Annotated in this window: 13 protein-coding genes; 2 read left to right on the forward strand and 11 right to left on the reverse strand. The window is 45.1% G+C overall.

The annotated features are described in order from the left end of the window. Positions 1-62: 62 nt before the first annotated feature. The 8 genes from AB4482_RS13315 to AB4482_RS13350 all read right to left on the reverse strand — a co-directional run bounded on the left by AB4482_RS13315 (position 63) and on the right by AB4482_RS13350 (position 4,833). Positions 63-455 carry an NUDIX hydrolase gene (locus AB4482_RS13315; RefSeq protein ID WP_372174693.1) on the reverse strand — a complete coding sequence of 131 codons (393 nt, stop codon included), beginning with the start codon at positions 453-455 and terminating at the stop codon, positions 63-65. A 61-nt stretch (positions 456-516) separates the two neighbouring features. Next, positions 517-1,278 (reverse strand): nucleotidyltransferase domain-containing protein, encoded by a 762-nt coding sequence (locus tag AB4482_RS13320; RefSeq protein ID WP_372174695.1) that lies wholly within the window; start codon positions 1,276-1,278, stop codon positions 517-519. 14 nt (positions 1,279-1,292) lie between these two features. Then, complete coding sequence (locus AB4482_RS13325; RefSeq protein ID WP_102320615.1) at positions 1,293-1,829, reverse strand: GNAT family N-acetyltransferase; 537 nt, start codon at positions 1,827-1,829, stop codon at positions 1,293-1,295. Between the two features lie 50 nt (positions 1,830-1,879). After that, entirely contained in the window at positions 1,880-2,275 is a 396-nt protein-coding gene (locus tag AB4482_RS13330; RefSeq protein ID WP_017067223.1) for a DUF3465 domain-containing protein, read from the reverse strand. Positions 2,276-2,333: 58 nt separating this feature from the next. Then, positions 2,334-2,585: a TIGR03643 family protein gene (locus tag AB4482_RS13335; protein ID WP_017065384.1), complete on the reverse strand. Its 252-nt coding sequence runs from the start codon at positions 2,583-2,585 to the stop codon at positions 2,334-2,336. A 123-nt stretch (positions 2,586-2,708) separates the two neighbouring features. Beyond that, the gene (locus AB4482_RS13340) at positions 2,709-3,230 is read right to left on the reverse strand and encodes a GNAT family N-acetyltransferase (RefSeq protein WP_017065383.1); all 522 of its coding nucleotides are present in this window, start codon (positions 3,228-3,230) and stop codon (positions 2,709-2,711) included. A gap of 146 nt (positions 3,231-3,376) precedes the next feature. Then, positions 3,377-4,189 carry a hypothetical protein gene (locus AB4482_RS13345; protein WP_017065382.1) on the reverse strand — a complete coding sequence of 271 codons (813 nt, stop codon included), beginning with the start codon at positions 4,187-4,189 and terminating at the stop codon, positions 3,377-3,379. A gap of 218 nt (positions 4,190-4,407) precedes the next feature. Continuing rightward, positions 4,408-4,833, reverse strand: coding sequence for a hypothetical protein (locus AB4482_RS13350; protein WP_017065381.1), 426 nt, complete (start codon positions 4,831-4,833; stop codon positions 4,408-4,410). A gap of 528 nt (positions 4,834-5,361) precedes the next feature. On the opposite strand from AB4482_RS13350, the gene AB4482_RS13355 reads away from it, so the two are divergent. Next, complete coding sequence (locus AB4482_RS13355; RefSeq protein ID WP_017065380.1) at positions 5,362-5,553, forward strand: hypothetical protein; 192 nt, start codon at positions 5,362-5,364, stop codon at positions 5,551-5,553. A 206-nt stretch (positions 5,554-5,759) separates the two neighbouring features. Then, the gene (locus AB4482_RS13360; RefSeq protein ID WP_017067227.1) at positions 5,760-6,179 is read left to right on the forward strand and encodes a BLUF domain-containing protein; all 420 of its coding nucleotides are present in this window, start codon (positions 5,760-5,762) and stop codon (positions 6,177-6,179) included. Positions 6,180-6,285: 106 nt separating this feature from the next. Here AB4482_RS13360 and AB4482_RS13365 read toward each other — a convergent pair whose 3' ends face one another. From AB4482_RS13365 to AB4482_RS13375, 3 genes are all read right to left on the reverse strand, one after another. Next, on the reverse strand, positions 6,286-7,236 hold the full coding sequence (locus AB4482_RS13365; protein WP_372125361.1) for an OmpA family protein: 951 nt from the start codon (positions 7,234-7,236) through the stop codon (positions 6,286-6,288). 62 nt (positions 7,237-7,298) lie between these two features. Continuing rightward, positions 7,299-10,814 carry a hypothetical protein gene (locus tag AB4482_RS13370; RefSeq protein ID WP_372174697.1) on the reverse strand — a complete coding sequence of 1,172 codons (3,516 nt, stop codon included), beginning with the start codon at positions 10,812-10,814 and terminating at the stop codon, positions 7,299-7,301. Between the two features lie 27 nt (positions 10,815-10,841). Beyond that, positions 10,842-21,236 (reverse strand): hypothetical protein, encoded by a 10,395-nt coding sequence (locus AB4482_RS13375; RefSeq protein ID WP_372181095.1) that lies wholly within the window; start codon positions 21,234-21,236, stop codon positions 10,842-10,844. Between the last annotated feature and the right edge of the window lie 32 nt (positions 21,237-21,268).

The raw sequence follows: 21,268 nt of genomic DNA on the forward strand, positions 1-21,268 counted from the left end.
CATCGGGGTTTCACCGTTTTTGAGCCCTCAAAAAACGTCCAAAACATCTTATCGAATCCAAACTAAAGATACCTACCCACGCGCTCTACTTCTTTCAAAGCAATACCATCGGCTGCTATACCAACAGGAGCTGAACCTAGTGAATACCACTTAACATCATCAGTCTCTTGAGCGGTGATATCTCCTTTCCAGTCACTCACGATAAAATAATGAATCAACTGAAGTTCCTTCGTAGGATGGTAAAGCGAACACAAGTATTGGTAATCAATCGGAACAACATTAAGCTCTTCATCAAGTTCACGAAACAGCGCCTGAACCTGGTTTTCACCGTGTTCAATATGGCCGCCAGGTATAGTGATTAAACCGGGATCGGTCTCCCTAGACTCACTACGCTTTTCTAGTAATACCTGCGATTCCTTCAGCATGACAAAAGAAACACACTCGTGGACATCCATCTAATTTTCCTAAAGCCGTTACAAAGGTAGTTAAGTTTGTTGTTCTAGCTTGTGTTAATGCTTAATTTACAACAAGCTTTTTACTCAGCCTTTCATACAATTCAAAAGCTTCTGTTTTAGATATCAAATTTCCGAGAGCGTATTGATGAGCTAGCTCAATATCGTCGCTTTGATTGGAGTAATAGCGCTTGGCGACTGAAGCGCACTGGCTCAGATTGGTGTACCAACTGCCGTCTTGCTCAGCCACAAAATAATACGCCGCTCGCACTAACTTTTTACCAATTACCTTAACGATATCCGCATCAGTCATTGTTTTGAAACTCGAGGGCATTTGCTCAAGAAAAGTAGACAAGTCACCATTGAGAGCTTGAGCGATTTCAATGCTTGGTTTGTATAGTGGGAACTCATTAGATAAATCATTCCCCCAAACACAACAGCAGCAATGCTTGATCCAAAAGTGCCAGTGATACTTTTCCGTGGGTTGCAGAACATCCCGCAGGAAGCCAGGATCGATATCAAGCTTGGTCACTTGCGGATAGGTTTGGGGTATGGTGCCGGAAAGTAGGTTAAATACTTCCTTTTCTCTCTGACCAACAGGCGTAGCGAGTACGATAGAAACATCCAAATCAGAGCGACCAACAATGGCCGTTCCTCTAGGCACGCTTCCATACAAGTAGATACCATCAACTTGACTTGGAAGTTCTCTTAGCAACGAATCAACGACTGCTGACACCACTTCTTGAAATTCAGGCGCAATGTTCTTTGGCGAATAAAGATTTTGAATGAACCCTTCTCGATCGAGCCCTCTATCTAGCTTCTGCATACCACTTTCCATCACTAAGCCTTTTTCCAATCAGAACGTAGAACCGCCAACACAACTGTATCCCACCATTGACCTTTGAAGAATCGATGATCTTTAAAACACGCTTCTTGTTTCATTCCTAGTGACTTACATAATTTAATCGCAGCCAAGTTCTTGCTGATGGTTTCAGCGTAGATACGGTGTATGCCTAACTCTGAGAAACCAAAATCAGCGAGGGCTTCAGAAGCTTCTATAGAAAGCCCTTTTCCCTGAATTTCCCTTGAGAAAGCACAGCCCATTGAAGCTTGTTTATCGCGTTCAAGACGTAAACAAACGGTTCCAATAAACTTCCCCGAATCTTTGCTTTCAACCGCTAGCTGATAGGACTGGCGTGGTACTTCCAAAGCCTGTGCAACAAACAACTGGGTTAGCTCTCGATATTTGTTAGGTTCACAATCACTTTCATCATAGAAACGCTGATACTTAGCGTCTTGAGACATCGCAACAAAGGCACACTCGTCTTCGAGACTCATATCTCGAAGAATCAACCTGTCAGTTTCCAGCTTAAACATCAAAATTCCTTTTTATCTTATAGCCTTGAAAGGAAAAGTCTCGGAGGTGTTTACTCGTATACTTTCCCGTTATGCTTCAACCAACCATGAGTGTGATGATTACGAGGGTCTTTGTGCGTCCAGTGCATTACGCCACCTTTCTTGTTCCATTCATATTCACCATAAAATTCAACTCGATCGCCCTTTGCCAGTCCCTGAACACGAGGCGCTAAGTCAATATTATGTGCGACTAACAAGGTTTGTCCGCTATCGAGTCGCAAAATGAATTTCTGATGTCGAGAGCCTTTATTATCATCAGGAAGTACTCGATACACCGTACCCGATCCGCGCACCTGAACGTCGCTTTGGTGATTTTCGTAAGCTTGCTTAAGTCGCGTATCATTCGCTTGAACATGACTGATGCCGAAGCTAAGCAGCACCAAAAGTAGAGCGCAAAATTGTTTCATTCCTTTCATTTCCCATATCTGTGTGTTGATTTGGGATACTGGCTGGGCATCCCCTCTTTTAACGATGCTTGTACTGAGTCGGACAATAACCTCTCGAAACGTCCGAACTGCGTAGTTTTACATGCTTGGTCGAGCGCCCAGAAACACGTGAACGCCACAGCTTAAAACTGCCAAGCTTGAGATGGCTACGCATAAAACGAATCACTTCCGATTCATTTAAACCAAATTGCAGTTCTATTGCTTCAAACGGCGTTCTGTCTTCCCACGCCATTTCGATAATTCTTGATTCATTCTCTTTAGATAGCATCATGCATACTCTTCCTTAATAAACTGGAAGAAATACGCCCGTCTTAGATTTAAAGATCACAAGTGACTACTTTGAACTCCACGACTTATAAAGTTCAGTAAAACAACAAGCTAACTCAAATTATGGCTATTTGCTTTCCAGCCACTCAGAACGCAATAGACCATACTTAATCGAGTCATAATACTCGCCTTGGTAATAACGCACTTTTCTTAGCCTAGCTTCTTGCTGGAAGCCTAATTTAAGAGCTAGTGACATCATCCGCGGATTACCCGACCAAGTGGTTAAACCGACACGCTCTATCTGCTTGTTTTCGAATAGGTAAGATACCCAAAGAGGAAGAGCTAACGCAGCAATACCCTTCCCCCAATAGTCGGAGTTATAAATGACTACTCCGACTTCAAGCCAACGTGTCTCTTCACACTCCCAATAACAACTGACGGTTCCTACAGGCACATCGTCTACAACCACCAACTGTAAGTCGGATCCATTGAGTAACCGTTGAAACGAACGGCTTTCAAACTCTTCTAGTGATGGCGGTGAGTATGGAAAATAAGGGCCGTTAAACTTCGTCCACTCATCGTTTGAGATAACCAAGGAATAAATGGCTGCCAATTCGCTTGGCATGGCGGGCCTAATACTTACCTGCATTTTCTCTCCTTGGTTTGGTGCTTAGGTATGGTTCTTGGTCTAAGTTCTAGAGGGATTAGTCGCGACCACAGCAGTCATTAATCTCATAATAACCATTAATAATAAAGTAACTAAATCGGATGACTACCAATCTAGCAGCTAGGCAATCATGGGGTTAAATAAGCTTGTGCGAACTCTCTAAGCACTCTCGCATTATTGTGGTATTTGCTATCCCCGCACTTTGTGCCATCTACTCTGATGTCCGGGCTGGAATATGCAGGTATAACATCTCGCTCATAAGACATCACTGTGCCTCTGTCAGCACAAATTGTACCGAATGAATATTGAGGAGCTCTTGGATACGTTCCAGAAATGTAACTTTCTATACTATCAAAATCTTTCAATAACGTTTTATAGTCATGATTAGCACCACTTAAATGGCCAATTTCATGCTCCATTAAGTAATCAGGGCAGTTTATCGCTAAAGAAAAAAAGTAGGATACCGAAGAAGACATACCACAATAATCAGACTCAAAGCTAAAATTATAATTAGAAAATACTATCCCAGTAAAAATGGGGACGCCGTCTTCTGTTGTTTCTGGAATCGGTTCTTCCATCGAGAGTTTTAATAACCTCTCTGCTGCGCCCAAATCTTGAAACCAAAGGCTGTCGATTTCAGACGTATAAGTCACCTTAGTGACTTTTCTCGTCATAGGGACGCAGGAGTTTTTTAACACCAGATTCGAATAGCTTTCCCATGTCGCTATTTTAGAGGCTATAAATGCTTTGGAATATTCATCTAACACCGATTCATCAACATAAAGGTGGATTTCTGTATTCAAAACCTCGCTCTGTACACAAGTAGGAAACTCGATGCTTTGAGCATTGGAGAGTCGACTATTGCTCAACACTATAATCAAAACACAACCAACTAACTGGATGAGCCTTTTAAAAGAACTCTCACTGACTCGTGTATTCATTTCCACCCTCTCCCTATATTCAAAACCACAAAGAGCATCAAAAACGCCGTGACTTAAGATTCATATCAACCCCCATTACACATATAAGCATTGGCCTCTCAAAGTAACCTGCACTACCTGTGTTTTTCAGAAAATAAAAAGCTCGCCATACAATGACGAGCCTTGTTGATTATGGGAGCTTAACGCTTATAAGACCTTAACCTTAACAGATCTAGCCACTAAGACAGCTGATCGCGTAAAGCCAATTCAACGTTTTTCAATACTTTGAACTCTTCTCGAGTACAACCGCGCGCCACGGAAACCCAATGGTCGCCAGTTTCATCGGCCCCTTTAAACTCTGCACGCAACTCATATCGTCGCCATGTAACAAACGCCAAAATAAAGGTCAGTGCAAGCATTGGTAAACCGAACTGAGGAACAAATGCCCAAGTCGCCGCCGAGAGGACTAAAGCCAACGAAACGATATTGATTGCGTTTTCTTTAAGACCCAATTGACGAATTTCTAACTGTTTGATTTTACGTAAGCTATACACATCTTTTTTAACTCGGAGTTCATCAGAACCCACCAGAAAGTCTGATGCTTTGTATGACCTACGAAGTCGCACTAAATTCGCTAACCTGTTGCGTGTTTGGTTCTTATTCATCGCCTTTCTCCATGTTATTTAAAGGTTAGTAAAAACTAATATAATCATGAAGTTAATGAACGAATGCTTGTTTTATAAATCAAACCAATATTAAAATCAAGCCTATGCAATTAATAACAATTATAACAACGCCACTTAGCATATAAAATTCAAATAAAAAGAAGGCTTATTGAGGAGTCTACTCATCGTAAATCGATGTACTTTAGTTAAGTGAGATATAGGCCGATAATATTTCCAATAACCGACCAAACATACCAAACGGCGGGCATAATTCCTCCTGCTTTGTAACCACTTATTTCAACGCGATTTTTGCGACAAACTTCGTGTTCAAGGAATGCTGAACAGTGGTCACATAACGCTCCACTTGTCATAGGTCGCATAACTCCCTTGCCCACTATCCATCCGGCTTTTAAATACCTGAATCACTCAATTGAACATATCAATATAGCTTATCGATTAAGCAATTGATCTCATAATGTAGAGTCTGTACGCTTACACTATGCACACGGTTACCTAATGAAGATCACGATGAACGAACTACTGACATGCGGTATGGAACAGAAACAACGAACAACGGTGACGAGTTTATTCGCAAGAAATGGATTTAAGATCGCAACGACTGACTTTGATGATGTGACTTTCGAACGTGAAAATGTGTTGGTCAACGTTCGATTTGATTCCTCTTCTAACGTTGAATCGATTTCAACTCTAAACAACTAACGAGCTCACAAGCAGGTCGCTAAAATAATTGAATGGCCAACATTCGAGTCATTTTAGCGTATCTTGCAACCTGCCCTTTTCTACTTCATCCCCACCCTCTTCTCTTCCAAAAGCCACCGAGTGACAATTAAATCAATAACTCGCAATTCCATGATCTTGGCTTATATTTATTAATATCCTTTGAAAAAAAATTCGAAATGATGCCTATGTTCCTAACTCGGTTAATTTATGTCAGTACGCTCTGTGAAAGTTGCGATTCTCAGGCTTTGAACGACATTCTTCAGATTTCACACGACCGCAATAAGCAAAGCCATTTAACAGGCCTTCTAAGCCACAATGATAAGTATTTCCTGCAATGTATTGAAGGTTCGAGAACCGCAGTGAACCATACTTACAATCATATCTTGAATGACACGCGACACAAAAACGTCATGATTTTATATTTCAAAGAGATCGATTGTAGGCAGTTTGGTGATTGGTCTATGGGTGATATTCCACAATCTAGCCTAACTGAACTGGTTAATTTACAGTTTTCAACATCAGACCAGTTCAACCCGTATGAGATGTCAGGAGAAAGTGCCTACCGAATGCTTCTGGAATTGAAACAGAATTTGCCATCAGAATAGCTCTTCGACCCAACTTAATCCGTAGAGCAAGCAACAAAAAGCCCCAACGTATGGGGCTTTTTGCGTTTTATTGTAAAGGCAACTATTCGTTATTCTTCGGTGAACTCTAATCGCTCTCGCTGCTCACCGCTTCTTGTTCACTGCCAGCAAGAGCTTGCTGTTCGGCGGTAATATCAGATTCTTTGAACACAATGAACGCGCGGCGGTTTAATGCATCGGCTTTTTCAGAGCGTTCATTAATCGCAGGCTGCAACTTACCAAATGACTTCACTTCCCAGATAAACTGCTTAGGATCGAGTTTGGTTTTGAGGTATTCAACCACCGTTTCTGCGCGGCGCTCTGCCAGCTTTTCATTGTAAGAAAGTGAACCCGATTGGTCGGTGTGCCCTGCCACCATTATGCTGCCTTGCAGGCCGCTCAACTTCGTTGTGAAGTCATCTAACTGAGTTAGATCTTCTTGCTTGAGTACTGACTTATCGAAATCGAAGTGTGGCGTCATTGCCATATAAACTTTACGTTCTGGTTTTGGTGGCTCACAGAAAGGCATCTCTTCGTACTTCTGAGCTTCTTCAAACACAATAAATGCACGGCGGTTCTCCGCTCGGTCTTTATCTGTCTTACCAAACAGAAGAGGTTGAGTCTCACCAAGGTGTTTCACTTCCCAGTCATATTGCGTTGGGTCTAGTTGCCCTTTCAAATAATCTGCGACCGATTTAGCACGGCGCTGTGAAAGACGTTCGTTGTATTCCAGAGAACCTTTGTAATCAGTATGGCCGACAATCGTGATACGCCCTTTGAGGCCTCTGATCTCTTTAACAAAGGTATCCAAGTTGATCTTATCGAGGTCGCGTAATTGATATTTATCAAACGCAAAATGCTCTGCGATGGCGATGTGCACCTCACGCTCTGGCGCCAAACACTCGCTGATTAAAAACTTAGACACGTCTATGCCAGCAAACTTGTCTCGGTTCTCCTGACTCACGTACGTGTCGGTTGCACAGCCGGACAGCAGCAAGGTACTCATCACTGCGCTTATTAGGAAAATAATTGTTTTCATCTTACTCTTAACTGTCACTTCGAATTCTCAACTCTTAACTTTCAAGCCACTTTTGGGCTGGCTTAGATCTTGCCGACTAAGTTAATGAACACACCGGATGCGTCGTAGTCATCATCATTGGTTAAGTCACTATCAAACGCAGAGAAGTTATAACCAATCCCCATTTTGAAGTTCTCGCCAATGTGCTTGTTCACCGAAACTAATGCACCGTGTTCTAGCTCATCGTTGAGAGTGTCTGTTTTCCAGTGGTATTCACCCGTCACATCCCACTCTTTCATCACGCGGTAAGAAGCACTTAATCCGTATAGGTCGATATCGCTTTTAACCAGCTCATTCGAACCAGACGCTCGTTCAAAAGCTTGCTGTTTGTCTTTATGCGCGTATTTAGTGCCAACATCCCAGTGTTGGTCGATCGAATAGATCGCTTCAACTTCAATGATCTGACTGGTTTCGTCTTGATAATCCACATCGCGATCCAGTTGATCGAAATCTGCAATATACGTGTAGCGGCTCAGTAAGTTGAGTCGATCGTTGTAGATCGGACGATACGCGAGGCCGCCAGTGGCTTCAGTAAATTGCGCCATGGTTTCGCCCGTAGTCTCGCTTTCGGTAATGGAGTAGTTGTACTTGCCGAACAATGTGTACTCTTCCGTTAAGTGATGCGTATAACGGTTGGTCGTCACGATTTGTTGAAGTTCTCGTTGAGCGATGTCAGGGTCGTCTTCACTCTTATCCACTCGATACTCAAATTTGTGGCTTAGGGTGATGTCATCTAGGTCAATTGAAGCATTGAAGCTGATGGACTCACGCTCTGTGGTGATGCTCTGGTCATCTTCAATTTCCCCAAGCTGATAACCGATCCCCATCTCGACATCTTCCGTCACATCGTAGCCAAAGCCGTACGAGTCGATACGGCCATGACCATCGTTTTCATCAACAAACTGGTTCTCTTGGTAGAAATCGACACTGCTAGTCAGGTCTGCACGCTGACCAACAATCACGTTGTTTTGGCCTTCGTAGTTATCATCTACATAAGTTACGTAGGTTGAGTGGTCATCGGATACATCGTAAGTCACAGTCGCTTCTGCTACTTGGCCTCGGTCGCCATCGGTGTATTCGCCACCAAGAGACAAGTCTTCCAACACTTGGAATTCAGCACCAATCGACGCGCTGTCGTTTTCATCATAGTCATCCGACTGGTCGACGGTCTTTTGCCCTTTGACGTAAACGCTGTTCTCACTGTCCCACATGTATTCCAAACGCACACCCGCTAAGGTGGCATCACTGTGCTCGTCGTTTTGGTTAAGCTCTTCAGTTTGTTGCCCTGCCGCCGAAACCTTAATGTGCTCGGTGATTTTAACTTGAGTCTCAATCTCAATCGTTTCAGTATCTGTTTCTAGATTACCATCGACATCGCGCTCTTCATTGGTCGAGAAGCGAGAGAGAACCGCCAAGCGATCGGTAGCTTGCAAACGAAGTTCAGCACCGTATGCCTCTTGCTCTAAATCATCGCTGCTGCTTGCGTAGCTGTATCCCGCGTCTTTGTCTCGATACCAAAGTTTCAGGTCATTACCAACAGCACCAAAAATGGTTGGAGCAAGATCGTAAAGGCTGGTGACAGCTGTGATTTGGACACTGTCGCCCTCGCGGTCTTCCAATGTGTCGCCAATTGGCGTAAAGGTTAAGCCGCCATCAACAGAGACAAAATTCGACTCAGTTTGAGTACCTTCACTGTGTGCAAACTCAGCCTTAATGTAGGTACCTTCTGTTGCACGCAACGTTAAGTCCGTACCGTAAGACTCGTAGTCTTGGTTGTCCTTTTCTTGAGTTGCATACGTCACGCCAACACCAACGTAATCGTTGATCCAACCTTTAGCACGACCACCGTAAGACATCGCGTCTAATGAATCTGAACCTTGTGGAACATACTCATAATCGACAACCAGAAAGTTTTCGTAATCATCGCCGTTTTCAATCACGCTACCAAAGCTATCGGATAGGATGTTGTCGAGTGGCTTGGTCAAAATAATTCGACCTTGGTATGGGTCAAAATCATAGTCGACACCCGGCTCAAGTGGGATTTCATTCTGCACTAGGCCAGATTCATCTTTTACTTTTACATAAACCTTGTCGCTTCCTGGTACCGCTTCACCATGACGAAGGAAGTACAGAGAGCCGCCTGTGCCCAAGAACTCATCGTGTGCATACAACGAATCTGCTTCTGCGGTAAAACCGACCACGTTCAAGCGATCTTCACCATATTGTGTAGTATCGCGAGTACGATAATCAGCTTTGAAACCATAGAGGCTACGGTTGTAATCGTTGTTCTCGGTGCCTGTTAAACCCGTGTTGTAGTTACCCCACAAGTATTGAGACTTATCGTATTCCACATTGAGGTAAACCTTGCCCTTGGTGTTGACCACTTTTTCGATGTTTGAGCTATCGCCATAGTTGCCGTAATAAAGCTCATCGTCGTCTTCGAGGATATCAAACACATCCGAATCGTCCGAGGCGAAGGGATGTTTGAACATGTCTTTGATTTCACTTTCTCGCGTATCAAAGTGAGTCGTTACACGAAGTTTGTCGCCAAATTTACCCTGACCAAAGTACGCTAAACGACCTTGGTTATAGATGTCATCTTGGTACTGGTCATCGACACTTAATGCATCGCTATTACCAGACACATTGTTCTTACCAACATAAAGATCAGCCAAACCGGTTTGTGCGTAGTACGTATCTGGAATACGAACGTAAAGCTTGTAACGACGTTCATCACCGTTATCAAACACAACCTTGGTAGGGAAAATGTAGGAGTCTGTAGGTAAGTACTGCTCTGCGTATAAGTTGCCGTCTTCGACATCAAATTCATCTTCACCGATGATAACTTTATCAACGCCTTTCAAACCGGTACCAATGAACTTGGCTAAACCCGCATTGGTCGGGATGTTATGACGCATCAACTTAGCTTGGCCGTAGCTTTTATCTTTACTCTCTTCATCGTCGTTATCGTTTCGATCGATCTCGACTTTAGAGTCCGGCTTGACTAAGTCAGTCACACCAACGGTGGTCACATCCATGTTGCCATCTTTGTCCCACGCTTTTAGGCGGAACATCAGCTGCTCACCGACCTCAAACTGATAATCAACATCAATTTGACCATCCCAATTGATGTCAGAGTCGTTCGCCAGTTTGTCGCCTTCAAGCACAGCGATTGGCTCAGACAAGCCAAAGTCACCCACTCGGTACACTTCCAACTGGTACCTTTTGATGTAGTAACCATAGTTAGTCGTGATGGTGAAACCGACACTGTCTCGCAGTGCGCCCTGCTCGACTTCCAACTCATCGCTGACACTGACATCTAATACTGGGTCAAAGCGAGTGATGTCACGGCTTGCCCAAATAGCGCCTTGTTCTAGGTAAATACGCGAACTATCTTGATCTTGGTTCGGCTTAGTGATTTCAATGCCAGTCGTCTCAGAACCGAGTTTTTCAAGCTTACCTGTGTCTTTCGCTACCGCCATCACAGGAATGGCCGTTAACACACACGTCGCTAAACGAGACTTACTAAATACTTTCATACAATTTCCAGATACGGTTCCAATGGCTTACTTCTGTTCACTTTGTTGGTCTTTACGATGAACGCTAAAGTTGAACTTGGTGAGCTTGTTCGGGGTAATTCGCAACACTTTCGGGTTTTCGCTTACTACTTCCATGGAGGTGGAGAGCGAATCAGTGTCCAACTTCACTAGGAAGTTCTTACCTTTCTTATTGAGTACCCATTGGTCGGGCACGTGGTAACGACCGTACTGGTCTGTGTAAATAACGATTCCCTCAACCGTCATCAACTTAACGCCCGGAATACCATCTTCGTAGATACCTTTGTTCTCGATAACGATTTCCCACAGGTAATCCTCGCCATCGCGATATAGGTTTCTGGTTACATTGAGGTTTTCCGCACTCAGTCCCTTTTTCTTGTCCGATTCATGCTTAAACTGAATCTGACCTTGTGCGTCGAACTCGATGCGAGAGCCCGCATCGGTCGTGACGTAGAAATCAAAGCTCTGCTGTGTGCGAGTTTTAAATTGAATAACCACTTTGCTGGTTTCTGGCAGCGTTCGGTTCACTGAATGTCCCCAAAGATCACCAAGATCCAAGCCTTGCTCAAGTGCAGTGGTTATCGCACCATCTTGAATAGCAACGTCTTGACCATCACGAATGATGTGCGTCGAATCAGCGATGTAGCCTTGCGTTGCTAAGTTCGCAGTTAGCTCAACATCAAACGCGGTTGCATCGGCTTGGAATCCATCTTTGTTGTGATCTTCAAAAACTTTACCGATGATCGATGAGGTATCGAACACCTTGTCCGGCTCTACGGTTACTTTGGCGGTGTCTTCATTAGAAACAGCCGTGCCATCAACCTTTGCTACTGCGGTGTTGATGTAATCACCAAACGTTGCTCCTACCGAGACACGCAATAAGTAACGAATACGCAGCTTCTCGCCCGGATCAAAGTTCAACGATGTGAACATTAACTTGCCCGTGTCTGATGGCTCTTGAGAGATAACCTGATCGTCTTCTGTACCAAACTCACCATCAATGCCGCTTAGCACAACTTCTGATGTATCCACGATGTATTTCAGACCACCTGGGTAACGGTCTTCCACCGTCACGTTCTTAAAGTAAGATTCATTGTTGTTCTCAACGATGATCTCGTACTCAACCGCATCGCCAACTTGCGCGGTATCTTGCAGCGCAGACTTGGTCAGCTCCAACTCCCCAGAGTTATCAGGAATCTTCTTGATGTGAGTAGTTACACTGTCGCTGGTTTCAGTACCGTCAGATTCAGTCGCCGTGAAGGTATTGGTAATGTCATCATCCAAGCCCTTACCTAGCGTGCCCACCACTTCAAACGCGTAAGCATTTCGTTTGTTGGATTTCAGGTTAACGGTGGTGTCTAAGTCTTTATTCGACGGGAAAGAATTACGCTGAATAACCGCGCCCGAGTCGTCGACTTCCACACCTTCAATTGTCCAATCGATAAAGACTTTATTACCTGTGCTGTTTTGTAGCTCACTGATCTCATCGGTTAGACGAACATTGGCCGCGTTACCTTGACCATTGTTAGTCACGGCTAAGTAATAAGTGACACTGTCGTCATCTTCGGTGTATTCAGGTTTATCTGAACGTTTTTCAACAACCAGATCAGCACCCACTGGCGGTAAATCCAAAGCCGATACTTGGTCTGCCACTGCCTGCATCGAGGTTTCAGACGCCAACATGCCCTTAGAACGAGCGCGCATCGCTGGGCTGCCAGTTAAGTCGAGGTAGTAACCAAGCACATCGATGTTAGTCAGCATGTCTTCATTGACCGTCAATGTGAACGTGTAATCAATCTTGCCGCCCGGCGCGATGTCGACCAAGGTGAACAGGTCTTTGTCGTCATCAAAGGTGCCAGGTTGAGTTTCAGCCCCTTCTGATGTTGCCGTTAGTGTCCATTCATCAAACGCATTACTAAAATTACCATCAATATGATCACCCATGGATTCAGAGAACTGGGTGTAAAGCGCGACATCTTTGGCTATACCTCGGCCTATGTTTTGCACCACTAAGTGATACTCAACCTGCTCTCCCGGCACGTAATACGGGGCATCGGTAAACAGCTCAGCTTGAACCACAGCCGCAACTGTTTGAACTGGAGGACTGATAACATCGCCGCCATCTACTTGCGCAGTATTAATGATGTGTCCGGTCGCGGTATCGACTACGGTGCCTTTTGAGCGGAACACAACTGTGCCGTGCGGTGCAATATCCACACTGTACTCAATCGGGCTAATTTGCTCCGTCGTCGTTCCTACCGTGGTTGACTCAACAACCAAAGAAGTGGTTCCAGCAACAAAAGCAGGCCCAGTGGTACCATCGTAATAGCCCACCTCTATCGTGCTCATGTCATCAACAACACTTAAGTCACTGATGTAGTTGTTCGAGGTGTTTTCTATGGTGATCAAGAACTCCAGCTCACCACCCGGTTCATACTCTGTTTGGACATTGGTTTTGGTCGCAACAAACTCAGAGTCTTTCGGTGTAATCGTAACGGTAGAGTCTTGTGGGGCACCGTTGTAAGTGATGGTTGCCGTATTGCTGATATCACCAATCGCTGTCGTGCGAATTAACGCCTTAACATGGAAAGTCACAGTGCTCTGTGGCGCAACATCCATACTCACATCGATGTCTTCACTCAAGTCGAACGTCTTGGGAGTGACAACAGAGCGATCATCCGAGGCGTCAAAGCTCACTTCCCATAGTAGGAATGCCGACTCTTGTTTATCCGCGGTCGTGTCGACTTGAATGTCACTGATGATGTCTTGAAGTTGAACACCAGATGCAAACGCATCAGAGCTGTTGGTTACGGTGATGTCGTAGTTAATCAGCTTGGTTACTTCATACGATGGCGTATCAACCGTCTTCTTGACCGAAACCGTCGCCAACACTGGTGTACTGGTAGCACTGTCATCAAATGTTGTGCCGTCAAAGGTCGCTGATGCGATGTTAGTAATATCGCCTGTCGCCAACGGATTAGTCGCAACTTGAATAGTGAAAACAATACTGTCTTGAGGCGCAATATCGAGCGTCTCATGAAGGTCTTCACCACGGGTTGCATCCGGTACTGGGGTTTCACCGGTTGTCGATACCGCCGATATTTGGATTGAAGCAGGGTCAAAAGCTTGTTCAGTCGTACCACCTGCAATCGTGGTTTCAACCGACTTCAGCGCATCTTCAATAGCAACATCTTCAGCCCAACCTAAGCCGTTATTCTTAACGGTCACGGTGTACTGAAGTGTTTCTCCCGGAAGGTACTCTGCTTTATCGACATCTTTAGTGATCTCAACTTGCGCATCTTCTGGAATGTAGGTCGCGTCTGCAGAGTGCTCACCGTCGTCGCTATCAACTTTAACGACGTTAGTGATCTCGCCTTTGGCCTTATCATTAACAGTGTTGGTCACGACAAATGAATAACTGTCACCCGGGTGAATGCTGTAAGTCGCACTATAACCCTGTGCGTTATTAACCACATCTTTGCGAGCGTTCAGGGCTGGATCGCCACTGCCATCAAGCTGTTCGTCGCTAATGATCCAATTACCTGTCAACGCTTGCTCTTGATCTGGGCTGTTAGCCACCTCTGTCATGATGGTATCGATGCGATCCGTCAGGACTTGATCGACAAGGTAACCTTCACCTGTGTTAGCCACGGTGATCTTGTATGAGATAGGTTGACCCGGTTGATACTTAGCATCAGGTTCTGCAATTGGCGTCGTTTCTTTGGTTAGAACCAATTGACCCGACTTCGGAGTGATAAAGCCTTCTCGTAAGCGAGCGATCTTCGAATCGTCCAAACCATGTCGCAGATAAGCCGTATTGGTAAAGCGCCCAATCGCGTCATCTCGTACCTTGCCTTGGACGTGAATACGGACAACTGTGTACTTATCGCCGCCACCCGTACCGGCATCGTCACGCCCTGCCATCTTGATCGATTCGACAGGTAAATCGATGTCTGGACTGTTTTGAGCAACTAGCTTATCTAGCTCTGAAAAATCATTAGCGTCAGGGTCTGACGGCGCCGAGTTATAAAGCACATCGTAATCAACCGTCCATTCTGTCAATGCCGTTTTCATTGAGCCATCGACGGTTTCGACTTCAAAGCCGCTGATGATGTCACGAATCGAAAACAGGCCAGAATCCACATCGTCATTGGTGATGTCGATGTAGTAATTCACTGTTCCACCCGGCACGTACTCAGGCGTATCCGTCCATTTATCAATCAGGATATTCGAGCGGCCCGGATCAAGTACGATGTCGTTGGTGTTATCACCGTTCACTTGCGCCGTGTTGGTAATAGTGCCTGTCGCTGAAGTCGACACGGTGCCTTTCACGTCAAACACAATACGCTCACCAGGACGAAGATCGACAGTTGCATTCAATGGTACGCTACCGTTGTAGTTACCTTGCACGTCATAAGTGCCAACAGGTTCAACCGCAATAGCCGTTGTCCAGCTAGAGAACGCATCATCGCCATCTTCGGTTTTAATGGTGTGAATCGCATCAATAACGCTCACGTCATTTGCGATGCTATCGCCTGTGTTATCTAACGTAACTTGGTACTCAACATCACCACGTGGTGCGTAAGTACAACCGCTGCCATCGTTTGAAGGAACAGAACACCCTGCCGATTCACCATCGGTATACACCAAGGTTTTGAAGTAATCGAGCTCAGCATCTTTAGGTGGTATCACTTGCGATGTTGCAGAGTCACTTCCTGCGGTCACTTGGTTCGCATCAATCGTGCCCAAAGCGTCGTCACGAACGATACCGGTTAAGTTAAAGGTCAGCGCTTCTCCCGCGGCAATATCGGTATCAATATCAAGGTTGCCGCTGGTGTTGTAGCTTGGTACATAAGTATCAGCGTTGGCATCAATACCATTGCTGACTTCATGGGTGATATCGCCAGAAACAAAAGCGGATTCCGTTTTACCGCCAATCACTTCGACTTGAATGTCTGTGATTGTGTCTTTGATCTGAATATCATTCGCCCAACCGTTTTCAGTGTTAGTGACCACAAATTCATACTCAACTTCGTCACCCGGCAGATAGGTATCCCCATCATTGAACGGGTTGCCGTTAATCGACACCACGCGTTTTTCAACACTGATATTATTTCCTAGTGGCATTAGAGTCGCAGTACGAACCTTACCGTCATAATTCGCTTTGTTTTGAATATCGCCCAACGCATCCTCACGAATCTCAGCATGGATGGTGAACGTTAGGCTTTCTTGAGGCGCGATAACAATGTCGTTATCAATATTGACGTTATTACCAGAAACGAAGTCAACCGCGTCTGTAATCGAACCTACCGCTGCCGTTTTTTCTAGCTGCACTTCCCAACCAGATAAAAATGGCTGGCCGACAGGGTCAGTGCCAGACGTCGAGGCATCTTCTGCAATGCGAGTCTGAATTGCAGAAATAGTATCTTCAAGGCGAGAACCATACTCAATACCATTACCCGTGTTCTTAATTTGAACTCGGTAGTAAACCTCACTTTCACCAGCGACTTGAGAATACTCAGTCTTTGCCGAGGAGAGGCCTGCGTCATAAAATGCTTTCTTAGAGAACGAAATTTCAGGCTCAGCCATCTTTGCAGGTGGAGATACGGCAATTAGTTCATTTCCGTCATCTTCATCGATGTACGCTCGGTTAGTGAAAGAACCTACTGCTTTCGGACTGATCTTGGCTTTTATGACATAGCGGACAAACGCTGACGATGCAGCTCGGCCAAAGTTGTCTGCCGAGATATCGAAGTGAGTATCAATCGGCTTATTGTCTTGGATTGAGTTATCAACATCTGGGTTGGAAATACCTGAGCTATCAGTGAATGTTTCAATCGTCCAGCTATCAAAGGCAGGGCCACGCGTTCCATCAAAGTATTGAGTGTTAATTTGGTCGATGTCATCACGCAAGCTCATATCATCAACGTGGGCGCTCGCAATGTTCTCAATTAAAATTTCATACTCAACATAACCACCTGGCATGTAGTTAGTTGCGCCAACCAGTTCGTTTTCATCCGTGTCGTAATACGCCAGAATGTTCTTTTCAAAATCAACTTTTCGAGCTTCTTGACGAATATCATGAGATATCGTGTCACCATCAACGGTTAGAACGTTAACAACATCACCATTGGCTTTGTCATTGATGGTCGCGACAACTTGGTACTCAAGCTTAGCGCCCATCGGAATATCGGCTTCAACATTTAGGTTACTGTTGGTTGATGTGTAAACATTGCCAGCACCTGCGCCCGCATCCACATACTCAGAATCAGTTCCAGTTGCGATCGATGTGATGGTCCAATCTGAATACGCTGGTCCTGTATTACCATCCACTAAGCTGACCGTAATATCTTCGAGGTTATCGACGATTGGAATATCGTGAGCGTTACCTTTGCCGTCATTCTCAATCACTAAGTGATAGGTCACGGTTTGAGCGGGCTCGTACACCGCTTCATCAGTCGTTTTATCAAAATCTAAATGGTAGTCATCGGGAATCACGACGGTATCTCGATAATGAATATTACCGACCGCATCCGGTCTTACGGTACCTGTTACTGTGTAAGTCACGTCTTCGCCAGCATCGATATCAATCGAGGTTACGATGTCAGTGTCGTTCGCAACATCACCGTCTTTGGTACCATCTGTTGTACCCGCGTTCGCAGGATCGCTCTTAGCAACCGCCACCGTAAACTTGTTTGAACCTACCGAATCATCGAAAAATGGATTACCTGAATTGCCATCTTGTAGCTCCACTGATATGTCATTAATCAGTTCGTTAACGTCTACGTTGTTTCGATAACCATGTCCATCTTGAGAGTTGTACCTAATGGTATAAGTCAACTCATCTCCCGGAGAGTAGCGGTTAATGTTAGTAGTGCGAACAACGCCGCCGTTATTATGTACCTGATGGTTTTCAGCCACGGCACGTTTGGCATACTCACAATCGTCAGTACAACCGGCATTATCATCATGAATCAGCACGGCTTCGTTGCGGATTATGCCGCCGTCTCTGTCCGCTACACCGTTAGATACCGCATTGTCTTTGACATGCGCCTTAATACGCACCGTGACAAAGTCTTTGGCCGGAATTGAAACTGGGAACTCCACATCTTCAGTCGTTTGAGGGCCAAAACCAGAGCCAGTATCAACAGACCAATAGTCAAACGGGTTTTGATTAAGAACATCTTCTACTTCACCATCTTTATCATTCGCTAGCGTAGTAGTGATCTCACTCAGGCGATCCATGAAGATAAGATCAGTCTCATCAGTGTCGCTGTTATTGCCAATAACGATGGTATAGGTGAGATCTTCACCCGGTGTGTAACGGACAACATCGGTCGTTTTAGCTAGTGAAACATTGATGTCATAGGTACTGTGTGAGTTATCTATTTGAGCGGAAGAGCTGTGGTCACGGTCTGTAATAGGATCGTAAACATCAACACGGTTCGATACTTGTTCTTCTTCATAGTCAGACTTAACAATGCCGCTCACCTCATAGTGAACCCACCCTCCGGGAGTGATATCAACGTCGGTATCGATGTCAGTGTCGTTAGCAATGTCACCGTAACGAGAACCCGGTTTATCTGTGTTGGTCGAACCTACAATTGTCCAACTATTAAAGAAGTTAAGCGCTGAAATACTATCTTGTACCGTTGCGTCATTTGCATAGCCAACACCGCGGTTATAGATATAAATATCGAACGTAGCGCGCTCACCTACAACAAAGTCGGTATTTTGAGCGGTCTTAGCGACTACAAGATTCGGCTCGCTAGGATAGGTACGTACCGTATCCGATAGATTAGTATCTGGTCCTGTCACTGTTGCGGTATTGGTGAATGCTCCCCAAAGAATCTCACTGTCGACACTGCGATCGAGTGTCCCAACAATGGTATAAGTAATCGTCGCACCTGGCGGGATCTGAGCGGTGGCATCCAGATCATTGTTATCCGAGAACGATCCAGGGTCAGTCACAGCTTTCACCCACGGAGAGTCTGCCTCTCTTTCTGCACTGATCGTCCACGATGAGAACACGGGCTTGGTTTCACCCGGCTCGTGAAGGAGCTCAGCTTCTATGGTGCTGATTTCATCTTTGACATTGATGTTAGAGGCGAAACCGTTCCCTGCTGGGTTGGTAATGCTGATCGTATAAGTGACAGTATTGGTGGTGTCGGTATACGCGTTTTGTTCGTTATGACCATCAACACGCTTATCCAATACTAAGTAGTAATCTCGTGGGTATGAGCCTCTGTCGGAATAAAGCACACTGTCGACCGTCACTTCATTACGGATTTCATCATCGGCAATGGGGTTTACGATCGCTGCAATGCTATAAACGATCTTATCGTGTGGGGCCAGCTTAGCCTTCTCGTCCAGGATAAGTTTATTGCTTTGATTACCTTCAATTTGACCAGTAAAGCCGGGATCACTGTTTGTCGAAATTGAGCCGTCAGAGGCATAAGATTTCGCAGTAATAATCCAGCTCAAATACGCTTTAGTCGGTGTATCATTAATAGACTGAGTCATGACAGAGACTAAATCATCATAAACCGGTATATCAATCGCGTAGCCGTCACCGTTATTCTCTACCGTGATGTCGTAGTTCAGGGTGCCGCCAGCTGAGTAGTAACGAGAATCAACTCCCTTTTGGACTTTTAGTTTCGAGTTTGGCATTTGAACGCCAGAGCCCGACTCGCCTAAGTTATCCCCTAAGCACAAGCCGGCATCGGTACCATCATCAACAATCTGACCCACACTGGTGTCTGCCACTTTTGCGGTCAGCTTATAATGAACGTAGCCCTCAGGTGCGAGGTCGACTTTCAAATTGATGTCGTTTGTTGTCCAAGTATTGTAATTAAATGAGCCATAGTTCGATCCGTCACCACTTCTATCGGCGACTTCAAGCTTCCACTCGGAAAATGCTGAAGCGTTAGAGCCATCCGCTTGCTCTGTCACGATACAAGCAAATTTATCGACAACTTCAATATCGTTGGCAAAAAACTCTGTGTCCTTGTTAGAAATAACAATGTCATAGACCACTTCGTTATCACCGGCTATCCCCGGAACATAAGTAGTATCTGTGGTGTTCTTATTACGTGTAATTTGACTTGATGACGTCGTCAGAACGCCTTTCGAATCAAGAATATTAGCCAAAGCATCGCCAGAATCTGCGAGGCCATCAGCATCAACTACTCGGGCAACAACTTGGGGGATTTGACCAATAGACACAGGGCTAACGTCCACCACAACGGAATAAACAATCTGCTCACCGGGATAGATAGACACTTTGTCTTCTAGTGACTTGTTGGACTCCTTTCCAGATGCATTGAGTTCTGAAAGGCTATTAGAACCGATTGAGCTCACTTCATTAGTCCAAAAATCGTAAGGGTTACCAACCGTGTCAGTTGCGTTCTTTTCGTTGCTGACATCGTTACCTAGATCGGTTTCAAGATCTGCAAGAAACTGCTGAACCGAATAATGGTAAGCAATACCGGAGTTTGCTTGGTTGGCAACCGTGACCGTATAGGAAAACTCATCGTCGACTAGGTAGTTATCCGATTGGTTCAAGGTATGTGTCAGGGTGATACTAGGCTCAGTGGGTGGAGTGATAACCTCATCAACTGTAACCAAGTCATCGCGTGTTTCAGCAGTTATGTCGTCATTAACAATGTCGCCGACTAAATTGTCGGCAACAGTTGCTTGAATTTCGTAAGTCACAGACCCGCCAATATCAATCGACGCAGCACTTACTGATAAGTCCCCTGATTCGGCGAAGGTGCCTGGATCGCTTTTGCTGCCTTCAACCTTGCTAACTGAATTAACGTTGTCAGTAAAGGCTTGTTGCAAAGCCCCTTCAATATTGAGTGCCTTTATATCTGAAAGGACATCTTGAACGTCGAGCGCCTGAATAAACGTATCGCCAGTGTTCGAAACCTTAATCTTATAGGTGAGCTTGTTATTGAGTTGATAGTTCGTCTTATCGACCGAAACAACAACATCATGTTGGTACACACCACGCTGAATGGATTCTGTATTTGATTCAACAGCATCCAACAGTCCAGTGCTCGCACTTGCGACGTTATCAATCGTACCGGCTGCGTCACCAGAAACGGTGGCGACCATGGTGTAGGTCACCGACCCACCAGCCGCAATACGCACACCTGATGCATCTAAGTTTCCGAAGCGACTGTAATCACCTGGAGATGAAAGGAAGGAGGATTGCGCTTGAGTCAAGACTTGCGAGAACGCGCTGACATTATTCCCTTGGTCATCTGTCGTTAAGATATTTAACAGCTCATCCTTAACGTCCAACTCAGCAATAGCTTTATCCGACTCATTCGTTAAAACAAGCGTATAAGCCACCTCTTGGTCGTTGTCGTAAGACGCGCTGTCAACAGACAGATCCATAACAAGACCCGTTGTGTCCGCATAGGAGGCAA

The organism is Vibrio sp. 10N.222.55.C7 (assembly GCF_041473335.1).
GTDB classification, from domain to species: domain Bacteria; phylum Pseudomonadota; class Gammaproteobacteria; order Enterobacterales; family Vibrionaceae; genus Vibrio; species Vibrio crassostreae_C.

Bases quoted from the DNA above. Each gene is read 5' to 3' on its own strand.
- AB4482_RS13315 (WP_372174693.1), bottom strand. From the start codon at position 455: ATGGATGTCCACGAGTGTGTTTCTTTTGTCATGCTGAAGGAATCGCAG.
- AB4482_RS13320 (WP_372174695.1), bottom strand. From the start codon at position 1,278: ATGCAGAAGCTAGATAGAGGGCTCGATCGAGAAGGGTTCATTCAAAAT.
- AB4482_RS13325 (WP_102320615.1), bottom strand. From the start codon at position 1,829: ATGTTTAAGCTGGAAACTGACAGGTTGATTCTTCGAGATATGAGTCTC.
- AB4482_RS13330 (WP_017067223.1), bottom strand. From the start codon at position 2,275: ATGAAACAATTTTGCGCTCTACTTTTGGTGCTGCTTAGCTTCGGCATC.
- AB4482_RS13335 (WP_017065384.1), bottom strand. From the start codon at position 2,585: ATGATGCTATCTAAAGAGAATGAATCAAGAATTATCGAAATGGCGTGG.
- AB4482_RS13340 (WP_017065383.1), bottom strand. From the start codon at position 3,230: ATGCAGGTAAGTATTAGGCCCGCCATGCCAAGCGAATTGGCAGCCATT.
- AB4482_RS13345 (WP_017065382.1), bottom strand. From the start codon at position 4,189: ATGAATACACGAGTCAGTGAGAGTTCTTTTAAAAGGCTCATCCAGTTA.
- AB4482_RS13350 (WP_017065381.1), bottom strand. From the start codon at position 4,833: ATGAATAAGAACCAAACACGCAACAGGTTAGCGAATTTAGTGCGACTT.
- AB4482_RS13355 (WP_017065380.1), top strand. From the start codon at position 5,362: ATGAACGAACTACTGACATGCGGTATGGAACAGAAACAACGAACAACG.
- AB4482_RS13360 (WP_017067227.1), top strand. From the start codon at position 5,760: ATGTTCCTAACTCGGTTAATTTATGTCAGTACGCTCTGTGAAAGTTGC.
- AB4482_RS13365 (WP_372125361.1), bottom strand. From the start codon at position 7,236: ATGAAAACAATTATTTTCCTAATAAGCGCAGTGATGAGTACCTTGCTG.
- AB4482_RS13370 (WP_372174697.1), bottom strand. From the start codon at position 10,814: ATGAAAGTATTTAGTAAGTCTCGTTTAGCGACGTGTGTGTTAACGGCC.
- AB4482_RS13375 (WP_372181095.1), bottom strand. From the start codon at position 21,236: ATGGATCTGTCTGTTGACAGCGCGTCTTACGACAACGACCAAGAGGTG.